Source organism: Aquimarina sp., assembly GCF_977115655.1.
The window spans coordinates 70,493-93,604 of the sequence record NZ_CDSBKO010000016.1 but is presented as its reverse complement, the minus strand read 5'-3'; the positions used below and the strand labels follow the sequence as shown (position 1 = coordinate 93,604).

Below are 23,112 nucleotides of genomic sequence, written 5' to 3'. Positions count from 1 at the left end.
CAGAAATATATAGAAAATTATCAACCAAATATTTGTTTTTAAGCACAGTTCATCCTACGTAGGCTGGAATCCATGATGGAAGTAAAGGGGTATTTTGTTTTTACAGATATTTAATCCTCAAAAAAGATACAGCTTAACTTAATGATATTGATAATCCGGGTTAAATCGTTTTTAAAAGTACCCACATAAAAAAAGCATTCCTTTTTCAGAATGCTTTTCAATTAATTTAAAATTCAGAAATTATGTACGTTTTACAGGTCAAATTTGATTCCTTGTGCCAAAGGTAATTCTGTGGTATAATTTATAGTATTTGTCTGGCGACGCATATATACTTTCCAAGCATCGGATCCTGATTCACGACCTCCTCCAGTTTCTTTTTCACCACCAAATGCTCCTCCAATTTCTGCTCCCGAAGTACCAATATTTACATTGGCAATCCCGCAATCTGAACCTGCATGCGAAAGAAAACGTTCTGCTTCGCGCAAATTATTTGTCATAATTGCAGAAGATAGTCCTTGAGCTACTCCATTTTGAACTTCAATAGCATTTTCGACATCTCCGTCATATTTCAAAAGATATAATACAGGAGCAAATGTTTCATGCTGTACAATCTCAAAACTATTATTGGCCTCGGCTATAGCAGGTTTTACATAACATCCACTTTCATATCCCTCTCCAGAAAGCACTCCTCCTTCGACTATAATATTTCCTCCTTCTTCTACTACTTTTTGTAGTGCGTTTTGATATCCCTTTACTGCATCTGTATCTATTAATGGTCCAACGTGATTGTTTTCGTCCAAAGGATTTCCTATTCTTAATTGTCCATAAGCTGCAACCACTGCACTTTTTACTTTATCATATACAGATTCATGAATAATCAATCGACGTGTCGATGTGCAACGTTGTCCTGCGGTTCCTACTGCTCCAAACACTGCTCCTATAACCGTCATTTTGATATCTGCATCTGGTGTAACAATTATTGCATTATTGCCTCCTAATTCCAAAAGTGATTTTCCCAAACGTTGTCCTACGGTTGCCCCAACTATTTTACCCATTCTGGTAGATCCTGTTGCAGATATCAAAGGAACCCTCTTATCTGTAGTCATCATTTCTCCTACTTTGTAATCCCCATTAATCAAACAAGAAATTCCTTCTGGCAAGTTATTGTTTTTTAAAACTTTTGTTATAATATTTTGACAAGCAATCCCACAAAGAGGTGTTTTTTCACTAGGTTTCCAAACACATACATCGCCACAAATCCATGCCAATGCCGTATTCCATGCCCATACTGCTACCGGAAAGTTAAATGCAGAAATTATCCCTACAATTCCCATTGGATGATATTGCTCATACATTCTGTGACCAGGACGCTCAGAGTGCATTGTTAAACCATGCAACTGTCTGGATAGTCCTACTGCAAAATCACAAATATCTATCATCTCTTGTACCTCGCCCAAACCTTCTTGATAAGATTTTCCCATTTCATAAGAAACCAATTTCCCCAAGGGCTCTTTTAGCTTTCGTAATTCTTCCCCAAATTGTCTTACAATCTCCCCACGTTGTGGAGCAGGTTTTATTCTCCAATCTTTAAAAGCCTTACTTGCAATTTGAATTACATTTTCATAATCTGCCGATGTAGTCATTTCTACTTTACCGATCAATTCTCCATCTACCGGAGAATAGGATGATATTGTTTGTTCTGAAGAAAACCAGTTTGACCCGGTTGAAGTTCCTTTATTATGCTCAGAAACACCTAGTTGCTTTAATGCTTCCTGAATCCCGAAATCTAATATTGCTGTTGCCATGTATTTGTTACTTTTGAAAAGGTAAAGATAATGTGTTTTGAATATAAATTAAATTTTGATTGATTCATAAGTTAATTTTGAATAATTTTTGTAAATACTTATTCAAAAAAAATCAATTTTAAAAAAAATTAAAGTTTTATAAATTAAATTGATTGTTCGTTTTTTACAAAAAGCTAATTTATCCCTATTTGTTTATTGTTGAAGTTGTTTTCTACTATAAAAATACAAAATTGGTTCTAAAAAATTATTCAAAACCTGTTCATACTTATAATCCGGATTAAAAACTTTTTCTGTATTAAAAAAGAAATCGCTCAAACAAGATTTCTCTTGTAGAGCGATTCCCAACTAAATAACCAACCAAAAAGTTTTTATTGTTTAAGAGCTAACCTTGCTTTTATTTTGAAAGCTTTATAAAATCGGCTTTTTTTAATCTTTTCTTTTCGTTCTGACTTGCTTTTTTATTTTCCGAGCTTTTAAATTGTATATGCCCCCTGCCAACAAATTGATATATAGTTTTGGACGAAGGATGAAACAATTCAATTTTACTGTCATTTATAACGGACAATTCAAAGAATTCATTGCCCAGATAATCGTAATCAAGTGTTAAAGTTTTCTTATCAAAAGTGTTAATAATATCTCTTACTTCGTAATGACCAGTATAATCATAAAAGATATTCTGTATAGGGGTTCCAACAACATCCTTAGAGCTTTTAAAATTTTCTCCGGATCCATGATAGGAGAATTTTAAATAATTTTCGTTATCAAATTCATTTAACACTCCATATTGACTTGTAAACACCTTTTCCCAGGTTTTATATTCTTGAAGAAAATAATGGATGTTGTCATAAAAAACTCTATCATAATCAAAAGTACTGCGTTGGTATCCTACCAAAAAATAGCTTGTATTGGTAACTGCATCATAAACTTCAATTTCGTTACCGGCATGTTGGGTAACTACCAGTTTATAAAAACCATCTATATCGTGGTTTATATCCAAATTCATTTTAAAAGTGTCGTAAAAACCAACGTCCAACCCAAATCCATTTCCATTTTTTCCTATTCCTGCCAGATTATTATTTGCAAAAAAAGTTCCGTTTTTAAAAGAAACTGTAAACGCTTTTTGAAAAAATGGAATCTCCCCATTACCTTTTGTACGTTCTATGTCTACATACCAAATTTCATAGGTATTCAACAAAGTACCAAGGTTGATTCCTGTATTTGAATTAACAAATGGTTGTGGTTCTATATATACGTCTTCTTCTACAATAACTTCTGCTACACAAGAGGTTAATAATAATGAGCTTAAAAAAATAACCGAAAATAATTTTATCGTTTTCATACGCTGTGTGTTTTCAATTTCATTTTTAGGAAACCAAAACGTATGCCAAAAATTTAAACCATTGATTATAAAGCTTTTAATTTAATGTGTATTTTCCTTATTTTTGAACCCATAATTTCTTTTATGGAAAAAAAGCCAAAATTAGCAGTATTAGGAGGCGGTAGTTGGGCAACTGCCATTGTTAAAATGTTGACAGAGAACCTCAATGAGGTTGGATGGTATATGCGAAGTGTTTATACTTTGGAGCACATCAAGAGGCAACAACATAATCCTAATTATTTAAGCTCGGTTGAATTTAAACTCGACCAATTAAAATTAACCAATAATATAAATGAAGCAGTAACCAACGCTGATTATTTAATTTTTGCAATCCCATCTGCTTTTCTAAATAGTGAGCTACAAAAACTTACCGTTTCTTTGAAAGATAAAGTTATTTTTTCTGCAATCAAAGGTATTGTTCCTGAAACCGGGCTTATTGTTGGAGAACATTTTAATCACAAATATAATATCCCTTTTAATAATATTGGAGTAATTACTGGTCCTTGCCATGCAGAAGAAGTCGCATTAGAACGTTTATCCTATCTTACTATCGCTTCTAGTGATGAAGAAAAAGCCAAGATAATGTCCAATTGTCTAAGTAGCGATTATATTAAGTGTAAAACCAGTGATGATATTATTGGTACAGAGTACGCAGCGGTACTCAAAAACATTTATTCTGTAGCTGCGGGTATTGCACACGGTTTAGGATATGGGGATAATTTTCAGAGTGTATTAATGAGCAATGCTATTCGTGAAATGAAACGTTTTATTAAAAAAGTACATAAAATGAAACGTAACATCAATGATTCTGCCTATCTGGGAGATTTATTAGTAACCGGGTACTCTACTTTTTCGCGAAATAGAATGTTTGGCAATATGATTGGCAAAGGATATACTGTAAAAAGCGCACAAATGGAAATGAGTATGATTGCCGAAGGTTACTATGCCGCCAAAACAGCCTATGAGCTCGATGCAACAAAAACAACCAGAACTCCTATAATCGATGCAGTACATGATGTTTTATATGAAAACAAAAACCCGAAAAAAGTATTTAAAAAACTTACAGATAAGCTAGATTAATTATACCTATCTTCATTCCTTTATTACTAATTCTATGGAAGAGCTTATCCGAAAATTCTATACTGCATTAAATAACCGGGATGCAAAAACCATGATATCGTGTTATCATGAAGATATAATTTTTGAAGATCCGGGTTTTGGAAAATTAAAAGGAAACAAAGCAAAAGCAATGTGGCAAATGCTTTGTAAAAATGCCAAAAACTTTAAAGTAAAGTTTTCGCAAATACAAGCTAATGATCATAATGGGTCTGCACATTGGGAAGCATGGTATACATTTAGCAAAACAGGAAGGCCTGTTCATAATAAAATAGAAGCAAAGTTTGAGTTTAAGGATGGTAAAATTATAAAGCATACAGATCATTTTAATCTGCACAAATGGGCTTCTCAAGCCTTAGGATGGAAAGGCATGCTATTAGGGGGCACTAGTTTTTTTAAGAAGAAACTCATTGTGCAAACTAATAAAATACTTGATAAATTTATCTCTTCCTCATTATAAAACTTTTTTAATGTATGAAAACACTTCAAATCACAGATCCCATTGTATCCATTGACTGGCTTGCTATGCATTTAGACCATCCGGATTTGGTAATCCTCGATGCTTCTATTAAAAAAGTAACCTCTAAAGAAGATACCCAAAAACCAGATATCAAAATAAAGGGAGCTCGTTTTTTTGACTTAAAAAATTCATTTTCAGACAAAAATACAGATATACCAAATATGCTTCCCTCACCAAAAGATTTTTCTGAAGCATGTAAAAAATTAGGTATAAGCTCACACCATAAAATAATAATTTATGACACTCTGGGTATTTACTCAAGCCCAAGAGTTTGGTGGATGTTCAAAACGATGGGGCATCAAAATGTTGCGGTATTAAATGGTGGGTTTCCTGCTTGGCATAATGCCAAATTACCATGCGAGCCAGAAATCAAAACAGAACATAATTACGGAAACTTTGAGGCAAATTATCTGCCTGATCTGGTTGCTGATGCAAATACCATATTGAACGAAATCGATAATAAAAATTCACTTATTATGGATGCTCGGTCTCATGGCAGATTTATTGCAAAAGAACCAGAACCTAGAGAAAGTCTTAAAGGCGGCCACATACCTAATTCTGTAAACTTGCCATATACTATGGTACTAAACAATAATAAAATGAAAACCCGTACCGAATTACAAGAAGTTTTCAAAGATTTTAATATAGATAACCAAAAACTAATATTTACCTGTGGATCAGGAATTACAGCCTGTATTATAATGCTTGCTGCTGAAATAGCAGGATATTACAAAACATCTGTTTATGATGGATCCTGGAGTGAATGGGGACAACTAGATGGGGTACCTGTACAGTGCTAAAATAATACTGAAAATTATAAAGTAATAAATCCTAAGGATAAACAAACCATAAGATATTAAAATTGAAGTAATTTAAACTATTTTGATTCTGGCAAAAAACAGTTGTTTATTACTCATTTTTATAGCGAATTGAAAACAATTTAAACCACTTTTATTACTTTTCTATTTTATATTTAAAATTTTGAACTATTTAGTATATGAATTATTTATTTCGATTAACCTTTTTTGCGTTTTTAATATCCACGATTAATTATGCTCAAAAAGCTCCAAAATTTAACTTGCAAGACTTTTACAATTACGATTCTGAATTAGAATATACAGTAGATTCTATTTTTAATACATTAAGTGATCGGCAAAAGGTAGCCCAAATGATTATCACCTCTGGTGGAGAAATCGGCAAATCAGAAGCAACAGTAAAAAAATTAGCAATGCAAGATGCTATTGGAGGGGTAGTTTACTTAAAAGGTAGTAAACAAAAGCATACAGAAGATATAGCTACCCTTAATGCAATTAGCTCTAAAAATAAAACAATCCCTTTGCTATTTAGTATGGATGCAGAACCTAGCCTATTTGCAAGTAGAATTAAAGGAGCTAAAGATGTTGGCAAAACAATTGATATTAAAAATGAAGCGCAATCTGATTCTGTCGTAAATATTATAAATCACGAACTTAGGGATATTGGTGTACACCATAATTATGCCCCCGTACTAGATATTAGTTCTGATAACGAAGCAATCAAATCCCGTAGCTATGGCAGTAATAAGGACACGGTAATCAATCTGGCTAACCAATTTATAAAATGTACCCAAGAAGGTGGTATTATTGCTACTGCAAAACATTTTCCTGGTCATGGGCTTGTTAAAGGAGACACTCATAAACAAAGTGTATATATCGATGGAGATTTGCAAGAAGTAGACAACTATAAAAAAATAATAGAAGATGGAGTTTTGTCCATCATGATTGCTCATATTACCATTAAAAACAATGATGAGTACAGTACTAATGAGCTGCCTTCTAGTTGTTCCAAGAATATTATAACTGGTTTATTAAAGCAAAAGATGGGATTTAAAGGCATTATTATATCAGATGCCATGAACATCATGAAAGCTGTTACTATTCTTGACAATGCACCTCTTCTGGCATCAAAAGCAGGGTGTGATCTAATCTTAATGCCACAAAGCGAAATAAACACCATTAATACCATTCTTGCTGAAATGAAAACAGATGCCGCATACAACAAACAAGTAATGCAATCTGTAAAAAAAATAATACGATTAAAAGTTTGTGCCGGGATTATACAATAACCTATGCTACAAAAAATGGTTGTTTATTTTTTAAGCTAACCAATAAATAATTCTAGTTTTTAATGCTAAATTATACTAGAATATAAAGAAAAAACATAGTGTCTTATAATTTACCAAATACCATGTTTAAAAACAAATGTCATGAAAAAAAACAGTAAAATTCAATTTGTATACATTTTGTTTGCATTAATCATATTGCTTATTTCATGCACCAATGATACCCAAAAAATTGCGGATGCAAAAACTAACCAAGCACAGAACGAAAAAGCTTTTAAAAAAACACTAAAAACTTTACTTGCCGCTATAGAAAATAGAGATTTAGACTCCTTAAAATCTACAATGCCACTAAATGGGGAAATACAACTTATCTTACCTGGATCACAAATCAAAAACACTGTAGATGAGTTTGTGTCATTACATCAAGAATGGTTTAAGGATTCTACATGGACCATGGAAACAAAAATAATAAATACGAAGATTGGAGATAAGATAGGAATGGCAGTTACCGAAGCTATGTATAGAGAACCAAACAGAAACGGAGTGCCTTATTTTAACCATATGATAGTTAGTTATGTTTTAGAAAAAACAAACAGCCAATGGTACATTATACAAGACCACGCTTCTTCTATAGAAAAAACCAAATCAAAGGAAAATTTAGCAAAATAAACCCCAAATATATTATTCGTATTAAAAGATCATTATTTCTCTGTTTGTTCTTCTTTTAACTTAGTTTGTAACACTATATAAAAGTCAAAAGCAATCGTATTTACAACTTCATAATCTGGTATATTTATTTCAAAAACATAGGTTTCTAAAACTTCATAATACCACTCCCAAAAACCATCTGTTCGGTTTTTGAACCCCATTAAGGATAAAATCACAATACTAAGGTCCATACTAAAAAAAGTAGTATCAAAGCCTATGGATTCTAACTGGTTTAAAAATCGGGTGCTTAACAATTCATTTTTAATAAGAAATAAGATAAGATCCTGATTTGTCGATAACTTAAATTTCGGAAAGTCCCGAGCCTCTAACTCTATTTTCATAGGTACATTTTTTTTGGTTTATAATGGTCTTATAAAATTAGTGTAGTTCCCGGCCTTTGCTAGAGTAAGCATTTTTAGTAAATCTATAAATGCAATACCAAGTGCTATCTTCATAAAAGAAGCGGGTATATATTCTTTATCGTATTAAAAAAGCTATTATAAAATATTATCAGCTTTTTCTTTTTAAAATATTTGCAGGATTTATCCTACTGTGTAATAAAGATTAACAGATCAACAGGATTGTAAGGGTAGGAAATACAAATGCCTGTAGTGTGAACACTTTTTAATCTGCAAAAAATATTATTTTTTTAATGTTCTGCGATATTCTGCTTTTTCTTCTGCAACTTTAAGTAATTCGGTAGAGCAATCCATTTCATAAATATGCTTTGCAAGGAGATCACTTACATATTCCTCCTCTATTTCCTTATTACTTAAATTAAAAGCCTCTGCCAATTTAGAGAGTCTTTTTTGGTCAAAATCACGTTTTCCATTTTCAATTTTACTCAAATTTGCAGAATCCAAATCTAATTGAGCTGCCAATTGGGTTAAGGTTAATCCTTTGTTTACCCTAAGCATTTTGATATATTGCCCAAAAGTTTCTTTCATTTGACTTGTCGTTAAGTGACAAATATACTGTTTTTTTAATGTTTTCATAAACTAAATTTTCTTTTTTTAGATAAATATCACACAGATTGCTTTATCACAGACATGCAATCCAACAGTTTATATACATTTTTTAAATGTTCTGTTAATACTTGATCCTTACTATCTATTTCTACTTTACTTAAAATTCCTAGAATTCCTCTTCGGAATAATTGTAGTTCTTTTTGATTCAGTAATTGAATTTTGAGATACTCCTCTTTAGTAGTTACAATCATATTTTACATATTTTCTTGACAATTATGCATAAAAAATTGTCAACTTAAAAATAAAATGAAGAATTTATTCACATTCGTCATAATAATTCATATAATTATACCGAATAAAATATATTATATGACAAAACTTGGAACTTTCTTGAAAAGAAAAGCCGTGAATAAATCACAAGTATCTAGAAGAACAGGAATAAATAAGCAAAGATTGAGTGAACTTTCTATAAACGAAAAAACTAAATTGAGAGCAGACGAGCTTTATCTAATTGCAATGGCAATAGAAGTAGATGCTTGCGAACTACTGGAATATGTATGCGGAGATCTAGAATTGAAAAAGGAAAATAAATAGTATTTTATAACGACCACCTTAAGAGGATAATCCCACAGGGATATTTCTCCTAAAAAATGTATTTTGTTTTTAAAAATGAATCCTCAAAAGTTAAACATCACCTACTATTTATGATATAGCACCATAAAAACCTAAGTTTTTTGAAGAAAACCAATAAATAATCAGCTTTTTAACTTTTTGTTTTAAAATCTGTATTATGCAAGTTTAGTATCTTTCTCACTTCAATCAAAAACAACAACATGGTCAGATCACTCGTTACTTCATTTTTTTGTTTTGTAGCACTTTTAGGAACTTATGCACAAGAAACTTATTTTACTATAGACCCAACGTTAACACCAGACGGACAAACTATTTTATTTAGTTATGATGGAGATTTATGGAAAATACCTTCTGCAGGAGGAGAAGCATCACGAATAACAGGAATGCAAGGTCATGAAACTTTGCCTAGTGTTTCTCCCGACGGTAAATGGGTAGCTTTTAGTGCTACTCAATATGGTAATAAAGATGTATATGTTATGCCTTTGGAGGGCGGTGAAATCAGGCAACTCACTTTTCATGATGCTCAGGACGATGTAGATAGTTGGTCATGGGATTCAAAAACAATATATTTTACCTCCTCTAGAGAAAATCGATATAGTGGTTATGAAATTTCAGTTTCTGGAGGTACTCCAAAACGATTATTTAACCACTATTTTAATACCGTACACAATGTAGTCACTCATCCAAAAACTGAAGAAATTTTCTTTAATGAAAGCTGGGAAAGCAAAAACTTTACACATAGAAAAAGGTATAAAGGAGATTATAATCCCAACATAAAATCATACAATCCCACCACCAAAGAGTATAAAGAATATACTTCATATAAAGGAAAAGATTTTTGGACCACAATAGACAGAGACGGTATTATTTATTTTGTTTCTGATGAAGCAAATGGAGAATACAATCTATACACCTTCAAGAATAAACAAAAAACAGCACTTACCAAATTTGAAACCTCTATCATTAGACCACAAGTAAATGCAAATGGAGGGTATGTTGTTTTTAGAAAAGATTATCAACTATACTTATATAATGTTGCTACTAATACCACAAAAAAGATACCTGTCAAAATTCATCTTAATAACACTTTAAGTAAAACTCAGGATTTTTTGATTGAAAAAAACATCACCTATTTTGATGTTTCTCCAGATGATAAAAAAATAGCTTTTGTTTCAAGAGGAGCTTTGTTTGTATCAGATACCAAAGCTAAATTTATTCAGCAAATACCAGTGGATCATAAAGAAAGAGTAGTTGAAGTAAAATGGTTAAAAGACAATCGCACATTACTATTCAATCAAACCTCAAAAGGATACCTTAATTTATTTACTATTTCTGCTGAAGGAAAAGGAGCGCAAAAACAACTTACTACCGATTCTAGAAATAATGTAAATCTAGAGGTTAATCCAAATAGAACACAAATAGCATATATAAGTGGCAGGGATGAGTTACGACTACTCGATCTCGAAAACCTAAAGAGCACCCTTATAGTAAAAGACGAGTTTTGGGCACTTTATGCTCCACAACCAAGATTTTCACCAAATGGAGAGTATTTGGTGTACAATGCTATTCGCAATTTCGAAAATGATATTTTTACCTACCATATTCCTTCCAAAAAAACAATTAATCTAACCCAAACAGGTGTTACCGAAAATAGCCCTATCTGGTCACCAGACGGAAAATATATTTATTTTAACTCTAACCTCTCACAACCCAGTTATCCTTATGGGTTAGATAAAGCCAGTATTTATCAAATGGCATTGGATAAATATGAAACCCCATACACATCAAATAAATTTGAAGAGTTATTTACCGACGAAAAAGAAGCAGATGATAATGATAAAAAGAAGGAGGAGGAAAAAAAAGAAAAATCTATAGAAATTAGGATTAATGAATCTGGATTGATGGATCGCTTAAAACGCATAAGCCCAGCGTTTGGCTTTCAGAGTAGTGTACATACTATAACCAAAGATGATAAAAATTATATTTTTTATATCTCTAATCACGATGAAGGGGATATGAAACTTTGGAAAACAACCATACAACCTTTTGAAAAAAATAAAACTGAAAAAGTTGACGACACAAAAATATCTGGCTATCAAATAGTATCTGCAAAAGATAACCATTATATTTTGTTAGAAGGAAATATTCATACTCTGGATATCGAAAACAACAAAACAGAAAAAATCGAAATCGATTTTAAATTTAGAAAAACATTATCTAATGAGTTTGAGCAAATGTTTCATGAGGCTTGGGCTGGTTTTGGCGAAAATTTTTATGATGGTGATTTTCATGGCGAAGATTGGAACAAACTTAAAGAACAATATGCCAAATATTTACCATACATATCTAATCGTTTTCATTTAAGACTATTGTTTAACGATATGCTAGGAGAATTAAATGCTTCTCACTTTGGATTACGTTCTGAAGGTGATGAGGAAAAAGTACCCTACAAAACTAACACATTAGCTACAGGGATTGTGTTTTCTAAAAACAACCCGTTTATTATAGAAAGAATTATTGCTAATAGCCCTGCAGATGTAACCAACAAAAATATACAACCCGGAGATCGATTGATTGCAGTAAACAATAAAAAAATAGATTCAAAAAACAATAGAGAATTGTATTTCACACAACCCTCTCACGATAAAGAAATAGAATTAACTCTGGAGCGCAAATCACAAAAAATAAAAGTGAATCTACATCCAATAGAAACTAGAGCTTTGCGAAATTTATTATATGATGAGTGGGTAAACAATAACCAATTATATGTAGATCGAAAAAGCAATAAAAAAATTGCATATATACACATGAAAGATATGGGGAGTAACCAACTCAATAATTTTAAAAAAGAAATGGTTTCTGAAGCCTATAAAAAAGATGCTCTTATATTGGATTTAAGAAATAATACTGGAGGAAATGTTCATGATGAAGTATTACGGTTTTTATCCCAAAAACCATATCTAAAATGGAAATACAGAGATGGAGAACTTACATCGCAGCCCAATTTTGCACCAGCAGCCAAACCTATAATAATTTTAATTAACGAACAAACGCTTAGCGATGCAGAAGTAACCTCTGCTGGCTTTAAAGAATTAGGACTAGGTAAAATTATTGGAACCGAAACATATCGATGGATCATCTTTACCTCTAGCAAAGGCTTAGTAGATGGCTCCCGTTATCGTTTACCATCTTGGGGATGCTACACTCTAGATGGTGAAAATTTAGAAAAGACAGGAGTTTCTCCAGATATTTATATAAAAGAAACATTCAAAAATAGATTAGAAAACAGTCAGCCACAATTAGACAAAGCTATACTAGAAATAATGAAACAATTGGGAGTCAAATAGTGGTTTTTTATACTTAAAAAACTCAAACAGTATACGCTTCTAAACTGCTTCGAATAATTTACCTGGCAAAGGTTTTACAACACCCTTAAGTTCCATATTAAGCAAAACAGAAGCGACTTTAAAAATAGGTATATCGCACTGTAAAGCAATAATATCTAATATCTCTTTACCATTAACGTTTAAAAAATTATATATCTTTTTTTCCTGCTCATCCAACTCGACAAATAGTTTTTTTTGCACAACAGGTTTCTCTTTTTGGTCAAGCTCCCAATTAAGCATATAGATTAGATCGGCTGCGCTGGTAAGCATGTGGGCTTTTTGTGTTTTAATCAACATATTACAACCTTTACTATAAGGATCATACGCTCTGCCCGGCACAGCAAATACATCCCGATTGTACGAATTGGCTATGTCTGCAGTAACCAATGATCCCCCTTTATCTGCACTTTCAATTACAATTGTAGCTTCGCTAAGCCCCGCAATTATTCTGTTACGTCCCAAAAAATTATTGCGGTCAAAAGTGTCTGTGCTCCAAAAATCAGTAAAAAACCCTCCATTTTCTTCAATTTGGGATACGTATTTTTTGTGTGCTTTAGGATAAATCTGATTTAGACCATGTGCCAAACAACCAATAGTTTGTAACCCATGCTTTACTGCTGCACGCTGCGCTGTAATATCCACACCATAAGCAAAACCAGAAACAATTACAGGGTTTATTGGCGCTAATGTTTCTATAAGCTCTTCGCAAAACTGTATACCATAGCTTGTAACTTGTCTTGTACCAACAATGCTTACTATTTTTTTGTTTTTAAGATCTATATTTCCCGAACCAAACATAACTACAGGACTATCTATACAATGTTTTAATTTTTCAGGATATTCTGCTTCATCATAAACCAAACAGTTTATCGAATTTTCTTCGACAAATTTTAGTTCATTTTCTGCAGCTTTATAATGAGAAGAATTATAAATATCTTTAATTTTCATTTTTCCTATACCATCAATCTTAAGAAGATTTCCAGGTTTTTCTTTTAAAACTTCTTCGGCACTACCAACCTCTCGTATTAATTTTTTGATAGAACTATCTCCAAGATTTACAGCTTTTTTAAGAGTAAGCAAGGCCAAAAAGTTTTTAATATCCATGTAATAATTTGTTAGTCAGCGCAAGAAACAAAAAAAATAGTAGATGTTAATAAAATCAATGCTTAGAGTTTAAAGAGGGTTCATTTTTTTATACCTTTGTAACATCTTAAAAAGGGTCAAACCAATACTCATAATTGACCATTAAAAAATTTTTTTAACAAGGGGAAATGAATACCATAGCTACATATATAAGCGAATTATTATACCGATATGAATGTATAATCCTGCCTGGGTTTGGTGCCTTTTTGACAAGACGCCAACCAGCTACGATTCAAGAAAGCACCAACACTTTTTTTCCTCCTCAAAAACTAATTTCTTTTAATAGTCAATTGCAAAGCAATGATGGTTTATTAGCAAATTATATAGCTTCTGCAGAAAAAATAACGTACACAGATGCTCTTGCCAAAATCCAAAGATATGTACTTTCTCTTAACGAGAAAATGAGTCACGGACAACGTGTTGAACTAAACAAAATAGGTGTTTTTTATACTTCGGTAGAAAATACCTTACAGTTCGATCCTATACAAGAGGTAAACTACCTTACAGAAGCTTTTGGACTACAATCCTTTGCTTCTCCTGCTATAAAACGCGAAGTTTACAAAAAAGAAGTTGAAGCTATTGAAAAAGTTGTTCCTCTTACTTTTACACCCGAAAAACGTCGCGAACGCCCATATTTACAATATGCAGCAGTTGCAACAATTGTATTGGGAATTGGAGGTTTTTTTGGTCTTAAAAAAGTTAGCGACACTAATATAAGTTATAATAATAAAGAATGGCAAAAGGCCAATCAAGAAATAGAAAATAAAATACAGGAAGCTACTTTTGAAATTTCGAATCCATTACCCGCTATTAATCTTAATATAATAAAAGAAAACACCACTTCTTTTGTGCCTTCAACAAAAAAGGTTTTAGGAAAATTTCATGTTGTTGCTGGTGCTTTCAGGATTATCTCTAATGCAGAGAAAAAAGTACAGGAGCTTAAAATTCAAGGTTTTGAATCACGTATTATTGGTTTAAATAAATACGGATTGCATCAAGTGGTCTATGAAACTTATAAAGATCGATCACAGGCATTGCAGGCTTTAAACAAAATTAAACAGCAACAAAACCCAAAAGCCTGGTTGTTGGCGCAAGAATAAATTAACAAGCTGTAGGAGTCTCTGTACACAATTCCAAAGTATTTTGTTTTGACAAGAAATTCAAAAAGGATTATATTTTTGTTTTATACAGTACTTATTATGTTTTTATAAATCTTAGTACAGAACCCAAAACCAATACCAGAGATCCTACTTTATATCAAAACGCTAAATACCGGGTAACTAATTTTCTTGTTACGGTATTACCTTATATCTTTGCAAAAAATTAAAAATTTGTATGGAAGTCAGACACCCTTCAGAATCACGAACTATTCTTACCGATCTTGTTTTGCCAGGAGAAACCAATCCTCTTAACAACCTTTTTGGGGGCGAATTATTGGCTCGAATGGATCGTGCTGCAGGAATTGCTGCCGGCAGACATTCCAGGAGAATTGTAGTGACTGCTTCTGTAAATCATGTGGCTTTTAACAGAGCAATTCCTTTAGGGAGCGTAGTTACTGTAGAAGCCAAAGTTTCGAGGGCTTTTAACACCTCTATGGAAGTTATTATTGATGTTTGGGTAGAAGACCGCCAAAGTGGTGAAAAAACCAAGGCAAATGAAGCTATTTATACTTTTGTTGCCGTAAACGAAAGTGGTAATCCAGTAGTAGTACCCTCTATTGTACCAGAAACAGAGTTGGAAAAAAAGCGATATGACGCTGCCCTAAGACGAAAACAATTAAGCTTAGTACTTGCAGGTAAAATGAAGCCTGAAGATGCTACTGAGCTAAAGGCATTGTTTATATAAGACTATCTTCACATTTTGTAAATCCAGCTTTGTGGATTTAATCGGGTTGCATTTTGGTAGATTAGGAATTTCATGATCGCTCTACCGGTTGTGGGATTTGTACGAACTTCGCCAATCGATTGTTTCGTAGAGACTTTTTGTCCTTCTGCAACCGTAATATTTTCAATATTATAGTAGGTAGTAATAAAATTACCGTGTCTTATTTGTACAAGCCTGCTTGCTCCTTTTAATTTTTGAATTGCTATGACTTCTCCTTCAAAAATTGCTCTGGCTTTTTCTCCGGATCTTGTTTCTATTTCTACTCCACTGCTATTAATCTGTATGTTAGGCAGTGTAGGGTGTGGCTGGCGACCAAATTTTTTGGTTACTTTTCCTGTTCCTACCGGCCAGGGCAACTTACCTTTGTTAGAAGTAAAGTTATCTGCTAATATTTTTGCCTCTGCTGTTAAGGCAAATGTGGTTTCAGATCCTTTGTTTGTTGCTTTTTTACCTGTTTCTTTATTTGCTTTTGCAATTGCTTCTCTTATCAATTTTTCAATTGCTTTATCAATAGCATCAGCCTGTTGTTGTTTTTCTTTAATTTGTTTGGTGTAAACTCCTTCTTTTTTTCGAATAGAAGCCATCAAAATTTGCTGTTCTTTCTTCTCTTCATCTAGTTTTTCCTGCGCTTCACGGTTTTGTTCAATCAATAAATCCTTATCTTTTTTCTGTCTGGAAAGATCTGTATTCAAGACTTGTAATTCTTTGGTATTACTTTCAATTTGATCTGCTTGTTTTTTGCGATGTTCATTATACTGTTTCATATACTGTAATCGCTTATAGGCTTGTGCAAAATTGGATGAAGAAAGAAGAAACATAATTCTGCTTTGATGGGATTTGCTTTTATAAGACTTAGAAACCATTTTTGCATAATCTTCTTTAAGAATAGCCAATTCTTTACGGTATATACTTATTTTTTTAAGATTTACATTAATTTCTCTGGTTAACAAATTTGCTTGTTGGTTGGTGATTTTTATTAAATTTTTTCTGGTGTTTATTTGCGAATTTATTGTTTCTACTTCATCCAGAACTGATCGCTCTTTAAGCTTATTATCTGCACGCAGCTGTTTCATTTGCTCAATCTCTTCTCTAAGTCGTTGTCGTTCTTCTTCAAGCTGTTGTTGTTTTGTGCTTTGAGAAAAAGAAGGGAAACAAACAAATAATAAAACTATAAAATATATGGTTTTTGAAAATCTCATTGAATGGTGACTTGCTTATATCCTGATGGTATTGTAAACGGAAAACTTACCTTGGTGTTGTAATCTACCGTTTTATACTCTATCTCAATTATTGTTTTTTCTTTTTCCTGCAAAGCTTCAATGTAAATCTCCTTAGGAAAATCCTGATTTCCTACTGTTTGATAGCTTTGATAATTAATATTTAATATCCTGTTTTCGACTGGTTGTTTTAGCTGTTGAGATGCCATTTTAAAAGTATCTGGCCGCAATAAAAATAAACGTTCAAAAAGTTCCAGCTCTTTTTTGGGTCGTAACTGGTATGTTCTGTCTGCAATAGCTACTTCATATTTATCCTCTCTTAAATTAAACAAGGATTGTCCCAAAAGCAATTGCTGTATTTTATCATAGTCCAGATCGGTACCCAACCATTTACTTAATAGTTTAAAATCTCCTTCAAAATAAGTATTTTCTATTTTCTCATAGTAGCTTACTTTCTCTGGGGTAATTAATGCTTTTGCCAATGTAATCCCCAGCATTTTTACGCTTAACCATATAGTTTTATCCTTTTCTATACGAAGGGACGCATTAGGGCTAAAGGATTGCTTGCCATTATCATAATTAACTTTTATTCTGGCATTAAGTGTTTCAAAATTAAAAGATCTGTTATAATGATTGGCAATTACTTTTTCTACGTTTAGTTTTTTTACTCTGGACTCATTTACCACTTTAGTACCTTTACAGGAATTGAATACAATTAAAAAAAAACACAATAGATACCATCTTTTGTTCATTGGCTATTTATGATTTTTTCTGAAGTTGATTTACTTTTTGTTGATATTCTGAAGCTTTTGTAGTATCCCCAAGTTTTTGATAAGCAGTACTTATTTGTTTATAAAAATCCGATTCCATCTTTGGATCTTCTATTACATAATCAATACCCGTTGTAAGAATTTCAATAGCTTTTTCTGCTTTTTGGAGATACAAAGAAGATACCCCGTTTATCAAATAAAAAATTGGTTGTGCCGGATACAATTCTATAGCCAGCTCACTACCTGTTTCTGCTTTTTCGTATCTTTTTAAATCCAGTTGTAATAATAAAATCCTTTTTAACAACGCAAAATCATTGATGTTATTTTTTATACTTCTTTCATAAAAATTAAGTGCTTGCTCTTTATGGTCTTTTTTGTAGTAATAATGTCCTAGTTCTGTAAAAATACTTTGATTGTTTTCATTATCAGAGAGTAATGATACAATGCTTAATAATTGAGGTTCATACTGTGGATTTTTATCGATAAAAAGTAAAAAATCATTAATCACCTTATATTTAGGTTCTTCCTCTATTTTATCACTTAGTAAAACTACTTTCACAGAATTAGTTGCCTCTTCTATATTGTTTTCTTCTAAATAGAATTTATATAAAGCCAAATGTGCAAGCTCGGATTCAGGGTTTCCTTTCAAAAGCACTTTAGCTGTTTCAAAAGCCTTTTCTTTTTGATTGTTTTTACTATATAGGTAGATAAGGTTAAGATAATTTTGTTCTTCTTTTGGCTTCTCGTTTATTTTCTTCTCTAATCTGTTTATCTGGCTATCCGGATTGGTTATTTTTGAAGAAATTCGCTTTCTCAACTCTGACCGATATTTGTCAACACCATATTCATCATCTAATTGATCCAGAGTAGCTAAAGCATCATTATAGCGTTTTTCAAGAAAATACAGATTTGCCAATTGCTCTTTAAACATAGAATTAAAACCTGCTAGTTTTTCGGCTACTACAATAGACTCTTTATACTTATGCTGTTGAAAATACGTTTCAAACAAAAGTTCTAAAACAAATTTATCGTTGGGGTTATCTTCTAATACTTTTTTTAAATTATCCTCTGCTTTTTGATAAGATTTCAGTTCAAGATAGTTTTTACCCAACTCTAAATACAAATATTTAGAATCCGGATCAATTTCTACACATTTTTCTAAAGCTTCAATTGCCTTATCATAATTAGTAATTGCTTTTTGTTTTAGAGCTTCAAAAAAGTTTTCTTGAAATTCATCAGAAACATCTCCAAGATCATCCACATTTACATCTTGTTTAGGTTCTATATCCTGAGAAAAAGCAGGAATATAGCCTACCTCCAAGAACAGGCACAAAATGCATATATGTTTCCAATTATTATTCATAAAAAATAAAGTTTATACTACCCGACTATGTTCAAAATTATTCTAAAATAGAATAGTCTCCAATACTAACTGTTGTGAAGTTTCCGTCATAAACAGCATTGTTACCAATCATTGCATTGTCTAAGTTAGCATTTTTTATAATAGTTTTGGTTTGAACCAAACTATTTTTAATAGTAGTATTTTCAATAGTGCACCCTTTTCCTATAGAAACATTAGGTCCAATGATTGCATTTTTTAACACTACTCCTTCTCCTACATAACAAGGCGCAATAACCGTAGAGTTTTCCTTAATTATTGTATTACTAACCAACTGCTCTCCATCTTTTTCTAAAAACCCAAGCATCCTGCTGTTAGTTTCTACTGTAACATTTTTATTACCACAATCCATCCATTCTTTTACCTGGCCGGGCACAAAAACTTTGCCATTACTCATCATTCTTTTGATCCCATCATTAATTTGGTACTCTCCACCATTAATAATATTATTATCCAGAACATATTGTAATTCATTTTTAAGGACAGCAACATCTTTAAAATAATAAATACCAATCACTGCTAAGTTGGACACAAACATTTTAGGTTTTTCTACCAGTTCTATGATTTGATTTTTATCATTAAGCTTTACAACTCCGTATGCTTCAGGCTGTTCTACTTCCTTCACCCAAATTACAGAATCTGCATCTTTATCGAGATTAAAATCTGCACGAATCAAAGTATCTGCATAAGCAATAACTGCTGGTCCAGAAAGGGATTCTTTGGCACACATAATAGCGTGACCCGTTCCTAATGGCTGGTCTTGTCTGTAAATAGAAGCTTTTGCTCCAAGGCTTTCGGCCAATTCTGTTAGGCTTTCAACAACATCATCACCAAAAAAGGCCGGATCCCCCAACACAAATGCAATTTCTTCAATAGGTTCTCCTAATACCTTAGCAATGTCTGATACCAGTCTGTGTACAATGGGTTTTCCTGCAACGGGAATTAAAGGTTTTGGAACGGTAAGGGTATGAGGTCTTAATCTGGAACCTCTTCCTGCCATAGGTACAATAATTCTCATATAGTTTGTTTGTTATGATTGATATTTTTATTTAACTCCTGTACTGCCAAATCCTCCTTCTCCTCTGGAAGTTTCTGATAGTTCTAATACTGGCAACCACTCTGCCCGCTCATGTTTTGCAATTACCATTTGCGCTACTCGTTCTCCATTCTCAATAGTAAAGTTTTCATTAGAAAGATTTACTAAAATCACTCCTATTTCTCCTCTGTAATCTGCATCGATAGTTCCTGGTGCATTAAGTACGGTAATTCCATTTTTTGCTGCTAATCCACTACGTGGACGAACTTGCGCTTCATATCCTATAGGCAACTCTATAAAAAGACCTGTTTTTATGATAGTGCGTTCCAAAGGCTTTAATGTTATTGGATCTTTTATGTTTGCTCTTAAATCCATTCCTGCAGAAGCAATGGTTTCATAATTAGGTAAATCATGCGAGGACTGGTTAATAATTTTTATTTGCATTTTAATATATCTTATCTCTTAATGGTGTTATCTTTAAACTTTGGTTGATATAGTGAATACTTGTTGTTTATTTTTTCAATATCTGTTTTAATTCTTTCTTTTCTGAGGCATACAAAATTACTAAAAACACAAGTAATAACGGGATAGAAATCATATAATTACTGTCAAACACATAAAATGATATTATCGAAAAACCAATAGAGAGTACAAGGTACATTCCTATCTTTTTTAGATTGTAGGGAACAGGGTAATATTTTTTGCCAAAATACCAAGATAAAACCATCATAGATCCGTATGCTGCCAACGTTGCAATGGCTGATCCCACATAACTATATTTTGGGATCAATATAAAATTTAAAGATAAAGTGATTATAGCTCCAAAAATAGAGATATAAGCTCCAAATTTGGTTTTGTCGGTAATTTTATACCAAACAGACAGGTTATGATAAATCCCTAAGCACAGGTTAGCCAGTAAAATGACAGGCACCACCATCATTGCATCCCAATATTCTGATTTTTTGATCATTATTTCTTTCAAAAAATCTGAAAATGTAATTACAATAATTAAAATTAAAGTTCCAAAAATTACAAAATATTGAGTTATAGTTGCATACGTTTTTGGTGCATTTTTATCTTTGGCATGGCTAAAAAAGAAAGGTTCAATCCCCATCCTAAATGCTGTAGCAAATAATGTCATAAACAAAGCTAGTTTATAGCATGCTGAATAGGCTCCGGACTCAAATAATCCTTTCTCTTTTCCTAATATCCATTCCAGCAAAATTTTATCAAAATGTTCGTTAATAGCAAATGCCAAGCCCGAAATTAGAATCGGAGTTCCATAAGCCATCATTTTTTTCCATAATTCTTTATCAAGTCTGTACTGAATCTTAATATAAAATGGTAACATTACTATTAGTGTAAATCCACTAGCAATGACATTGGATATAAAAATATACTGTATTTGAAAATCCTCTTTATATAGTATCTGAAACCATTCTATTTTTTCTGACAAACCTTTTAAAAAAATAAGAAAAAACAGATTAAATACTGTGTAAATTATCACATTGATAATTTTTATTACAGAATATCGAATAGGTCTTTCTTGAGCTCTTATACTTGCAAAAGGAATAATAACAAGCGTATCTAAGATCAAAATCACAATCACGTATGTTAAAAACCCGGTTTCTATACCTATAAGCGTTGAAATAAAATCCTGAAATAAAAAAGACAGGATTGCAAAAATTAAAGTAGATCCAATTATTGAAATTGCAGTAGTACTGGTTACCTTATTTTTATATTGGTTTATGTTTAAAAACCTGAAAAAAGAAGTTTCCATACCATAAGATAGCAGTACATTGAAAACCAATATCCAAGAAAATAAAATAGAAACTTTTCCGTAAGTAACCGCTCCATCCAGATATTTGGTATGGACAATTACCAATAAAAAAGACAGCATACGTGGCAACACTGTTGCCAGTCCGTATATAAAAGTTTGTTTAAAAAGTTTTTGAAATATGCTCAATGATAATATGCTTAAGACTGTAAAAATACAATTTTATTGTCTCCTCTGCATTGGATATGCCTCCATTTCCCTTTCTATCATATTATCTAGTTTAAAAAGTCCTTTTTTTCCATTTTTAATGTAGCTTACCATGCATTCGTTTTCTTTTAATGTAAAGGGTATTTTTTCTTCTACATCAGGAAGTTTATTTTTGAATTCTTCTTTTGGGTTATCACTCATAATTAATTCTGGTCTTTTTGAAACTACAGAATAATGTCCTACATACACCAATTCAGTCGATTTATGGTCCAGTTTTATCTTTTTACCTTTAAAATATACGTATTCTAATTTCACATCTGTTATTTCATTAACTTCTACACAGACCATAAAACCAGAACCTCCTCCTTCTACTCCTGAGACCCATTTTTGAAAATATGCATCTTTAATTTCCACTGGGTTTTTCTTATCTATTTGTTGACTGCTTGCACATTGTATGCAAATTACAAGCACAAGCAAAAGACTTGCAGATTTATATACTCTATTCAAATTTATCATTGCTTAAGATTTTTGTATTAGAAACAAAATAAGTACCAAAGGTAAAGACTATATCTTTTTTTTACTAAAGATATATAAAATTGAACCGCTTAGAATCGATAACTTACTTTAAGCAATAAATATCTACGCAAAAGCCTATATTCAGTACTCGAAATATTAGTGTCACTTATTAAATAATTTCTGTGTTTAATAAATTATTACCGATCAAAGAAAAATTAAAATCCTTATTTTAGGTTTGTAATTTATCTCAAAATCCATAAAATAGTAGGTGTCATTATCATTTTCTAAATTATTAAAATAATAGCGTTCAGATTGTAATTGCATATTAAATCTAGAACTCAAGACAAATGATAAATCAAAAAAAGATGTATTTTGTGTTGCTATATTTTCTATCATTGTTTTGATTTGTATTCCATGATGTACCAAAATGATAATTAAAAATCCCTCTAAAGCCAGACCTTATTTCTAGTCCATATTTATAATTTTGATTTTCTACAGATCTTAAATCTTTACTGTTTACTATGTTTTTAAACTCTGTTTGTGAATAC

23 protein-coding genes are annotated in these 23,112 nt (G+C 31.9%); 9 read left to right on the top strand and 14 right to left on the bottom strand.

From position 1 onward, the window contains the following. Window positions 1–251 precede the first annotated feature (251 nt). Together amaB and ACZIYX_RS09150 are read right to left on the bottom strand one after the other, a co-directional pair. The gene (gene amaB, locus ACZIYX_RS09155) at window positions 252–1,805 is read right to left on the bottom strand and encodes an L-piperidine-6-carboxylate dehydrogenase (protein ID WP_462681919.1); all 1,554 of its coding nucleotides are present in this window, start codon (window positions 1,803–1,805) and stop codon (window positions 252–254) included. A 394-nt stretch (window positions 1,806–2,199) separates the two neighbouring features. Next, window positions 2,200–3,144 (bottom strand): nicotinic acid mononucleotide adenyltransferase, encoded by a 945-nt coding sequence (locus ACZIYX_RS09150; RefSeq protein WP_462681918.1) that lies wholly within the window; start codon window positions 3,142–3,144, stop codon window positions 2,200–2,202. Window positions 3,145–3,267: 123 nt separating this feature from the next. Between ACZIYX_RS09150 and ACZIYX_RS09145 the strand changes: the two genes are divergently transcribed. The 5 genes from ACZIYX_RS09145 (at window position 3,268) to ACZIYX_RS09125 (ending at window position 7,589) form a co-directional block, all read left to right on the top strand. Then, window positions 3,268–4,263 carry an NAD(P)H-dependent glycerol-3-phosphate dehydrogenase gene (locus ACZIYX_RS09145; RefSeq protein ID WP_462681917.1) on the top strand — a complete coding sequence of 332 codons (996 nt, stop codon included), beginning with the start codon at window positions 3,268–3,270 and terminating at the stop codon, window positions 4,261–4,263. 34 nt (window positions 4,264–4,297) lie between these two features. Next, window positions 4,298–4,759 carry a nuclear transport factor 2 family protein gene (locus ACZIYX_RS09140; protein ID WP_462681916.1) on the top strand — a complete coding sequence of 154 codons (462 nt, stop codon included), beginning with the start codon at window positions 4,298–4,300 and terminating at the stop codon, window positions 4,757–4,759. A gap of 14 nt (window positions 4,760–4,773) precedes the next feature. Further along, window positions 4,774–5,619 carry a sulfurtransferase gene (locus tag ACZIYX_RS09135; protein ID WP_462681915.1) on the top strand — a complete coding sequence of 282 codons (846 nt, stop codon included), beginning with the start codon at window positions 4,774–4,776 and terminating at the stop codon, window positions 5,617–5,619. Window positions 5,620–5,816: 197 nt separating this feature from the next. Beyond that, window positions 5,817–6,923, top strand: a complete 1,107-nt coding sequence (locus ACZIYX_RS09130; protein ID WP_462681914.1) for a glycoside hydrolase family 3 N-terminal domain-containing protein — start codon at window positions 5,817–5,819, stop codon at window positions 6,921–6,923. Window positions 6,924–7,064: 141 nt separating this feature from the next. Continuing rightward, entirely contained in the window at window positions 7,065–7,589 is a 525-nt protein-coding gene (locus ACZIYX_RS09125) for a YybH family protein (RefSeq protein ID WP_462681913.1), read from the top strand. A gap of 32 nt (window positions 7,590–7,621) precedes the next feature. Here ACZIYX_RS09125 and ACZIYX_RS09120 read toward each other — a convergent pair whose 3' ends face one another. The 3 genes from ACZIYX_RS09120 to ACZIYX_RS09110 form a co-directional block, all read right to left on the bottom strand. Continuing rightward, window positions 7,622–7,969: a hypothetical protein gene (locus tag ACZIYX_RS09120; protein WP_462681912.1), complete on the bottom strand. Its 348-nt coding sequence runs from the start codon at window positions 7,967–7,969 to the stop codon at window positions 7,622–7,624. 300 nt (window positions 7,970–8,269) lie between these two features. After that, window positions 8,270–8,623, bottom strand: a complete 354-nt coding sequence (locus tag ACZIYX_RS09115) for a helix-turn-helix domain-containing protein (protein WP_462681911.1) — start codon at window positions 8,621–8,623, stop codon at window positions 8,270–8,272. A 29-nt stretch (window positions 8,624–8,652) separates the two neighbouring features. After that, a complete protein-coding gene (locus ACZIYX_RS09110; RefSeq protein ID WP_462681910.1) occupies window positions 8,653–8,847 on the bottom strand; it encodes a hypothetical protein in 195 nt (64 codons plus the stop codon). Between the two features lie 118 nt (window positions 8,848–8,965). On the opposite strand from ACZIYX_RS09110, the gene ACZIYX_RS09105 reads away from it, so the two are divergent. Together ACZIYX_RS09105 and ACZIYX_RS09100 are read left to right on the top strand one after the other, a co-directional pair. Further along, window positions 8,966–9,190, top strand: coding sequence for a helix-turn-helix domain-containing protein (locus tag ACZIYX_RS09105; protein WP_462681909.1), 225 nt, complete (start codon window positions 8,966–8,968; stop codon window positions 9,188–9,190). Between the two features lie 239 nt (window positions 9,191–9,429). Next, a complete protein-coding gene (locus tag ACZIYX_RS09100) occupies window positions 9,430–12,576 on the top strand; it encodes a S41 family peptidase (protein WP_462681908.1) in 3,147 nt (1,048 codons plus the stop codon). 39 nt (window positions 12,577–12,615) lie between these two features. Here the strand turns inward: ACZIYX_RS09100 and dprA are convergent, their stop codons facing one another. After that, window positions 12,616–13,719, bottom strand: a complete 1,104-nt coding sequence (gene dprA / locus ACZIYX_RS09095; protein WP_462681907.1) for a DNA-processing protein DprA — start codon at window positions 13,717–13,719, stop codon at window positions 12,616–12,618. Window positions 13,720–13,886: 167 nt separating this feature from the next. Here dprA and ACZIYX_RS09090 point away from each other — a divergent pair, with 167 nt between their 5' ends. Both ACZIYX_RS09090 and ACZIYX_RS09085 read left to right on the top strand, forming a co-directional pair. After that, the gene (locus ACZIYX_RS09090; RefSeq protein ID WP_462681906.1) at window positions 13,887–14,858 is read left to right on the top strand and encodes an HU domain-containing protein; all 972 of its coding nucleotides are present in this window, start codon (window positions 13,887–13,889) and stop codon (window positions 14,856–14,858) included. Between the two features lie 235 nt (window positions 14,859–15,093). Next, complete coding sequence (locus ACZIYX_RS09085) at window positions 15,094–15,603, top strand: acyl-CoA thioesterase (RefSeq protein ID WP_462681905.1); 510 nt, start codon at window positions 15,094–15,096, stop codon at window positions 15,601–15,603. 8 nt (window positions 15,604–15,611) lie between these two features. On the opposite strand, the gene ACZIYX_RS09080 is transcribed toward ACZIYX_RS09085, so the two are convergent. The 8 genes from ACZIYX_RS09080 to ACZIYX_RS09045 all read right to left on the bottom strand — a co-directional run bounded on the left by ACZIYX_RS09080 (window position 15,612) and on the right by ACZIYX_RS09045 (window position 22,960). Continuing rightward, window positions 15,612–16,841 (bottom strand): murein hydrolase activator EnvC family protein, encoded by a 1,230-nt coding sequence (locus ACZIYX_RS09080; RefSeq protein ID WP_462681904.1) that lies wholly within the window; start codon window positions 16,839–16,841, stop codon window positions 15,612–15,614. Then, window positions 16,838–17,611: a lipoprotein insertase outer membrane protein LolB1 gene (lolB1, locus tag ACZIYX_RS09075; RefSeq protein ID WP_462681903.1), complete on the bottom strand. Its 774-nt coding sequence runs from the start codon at window positions 17,609–17,611 to the stop codon at window positions 16,838–16,840. The genes ACZIYX_RS09080 and lolB1 overlap by 4 nt, the downstream gene beginning before the upstream one ends. Before the next feature lie 7 nt (window positions 17,612–17,618). Continuing rightward, window positions 17,619–18,992, bottom strand: coding sequence for a tetratricopeptide repeat protein (locus tag ACZIYX_RS09070; RefSeq protein ID WP_462681902.1), 1,374 nt, complete (start codon window positions 18,990–18,992; stop codon window positions 17,619–17,621). Between the two features lie 37 nt (window positions 18,993–19,029). Further along, complete coding sequence (locus ACZIYX_RS09065; protein ID WP_462681901.1) at window positions 19,030–20,046, bottom strand: sugar nucleotidyltransferase; 1,017 nt, start codon at window positions 20,044–20,046, stop codon at window positions 19,030–19,032. A 27-nt stretch (window positions 20,047–20,073) separates the two neighbouring features. Then, a complete protein-coding gene (gene dut / locus ACZIYX_RS09060; protein WP_462681900.1) occupies window positions 20,074–20,508 on the bottom strand; it encodes a dUTP diphosphatase in 435 nt (144 codons plus the stop codon). A gap of 67 nt (window positions 20,509–20,575) precedes the next feature. Beyond that, a complete protein-coding gene (locus ACZIYX_RS09055; RefSeq protein ID WP_462681899.1) occupies window positions 20,576–22,030 on the bottom strand; it encodes an oligosaccharide flippase family protein in 1,455 nt (484 codons plus the stop codon). Window positions 22,031–22,063: 33 nt separating this feature from the next. Next, window positions 22,064–22,564 carry a hypothetical protein gene (locus tag ACZIYX_RS09050; protein ID WP_462681898.1) on the bottom strand — a complete coding sequence of 167 codons (501 nt, stop codon included), beginning with the start codon at window positions 22,562–22,564 and terminating at the stop codon, window positions 22,064–22,066. Window positions 22,565–22,768: 204 nt separating this feature from the next. Continuing rightward, complete coding sequence (locus ACZIYX_RS09045) at window positions 22,769–22,960, bottom strand: hypothetical protein (RefSeq protein ID WP_462681897.1); 192 nt, start codon at window positions 22,958–22,960, stop codon at window positions 22,769–22,771. Window positions 22,961–23,112: the final 152 nt, after the last annotated feature.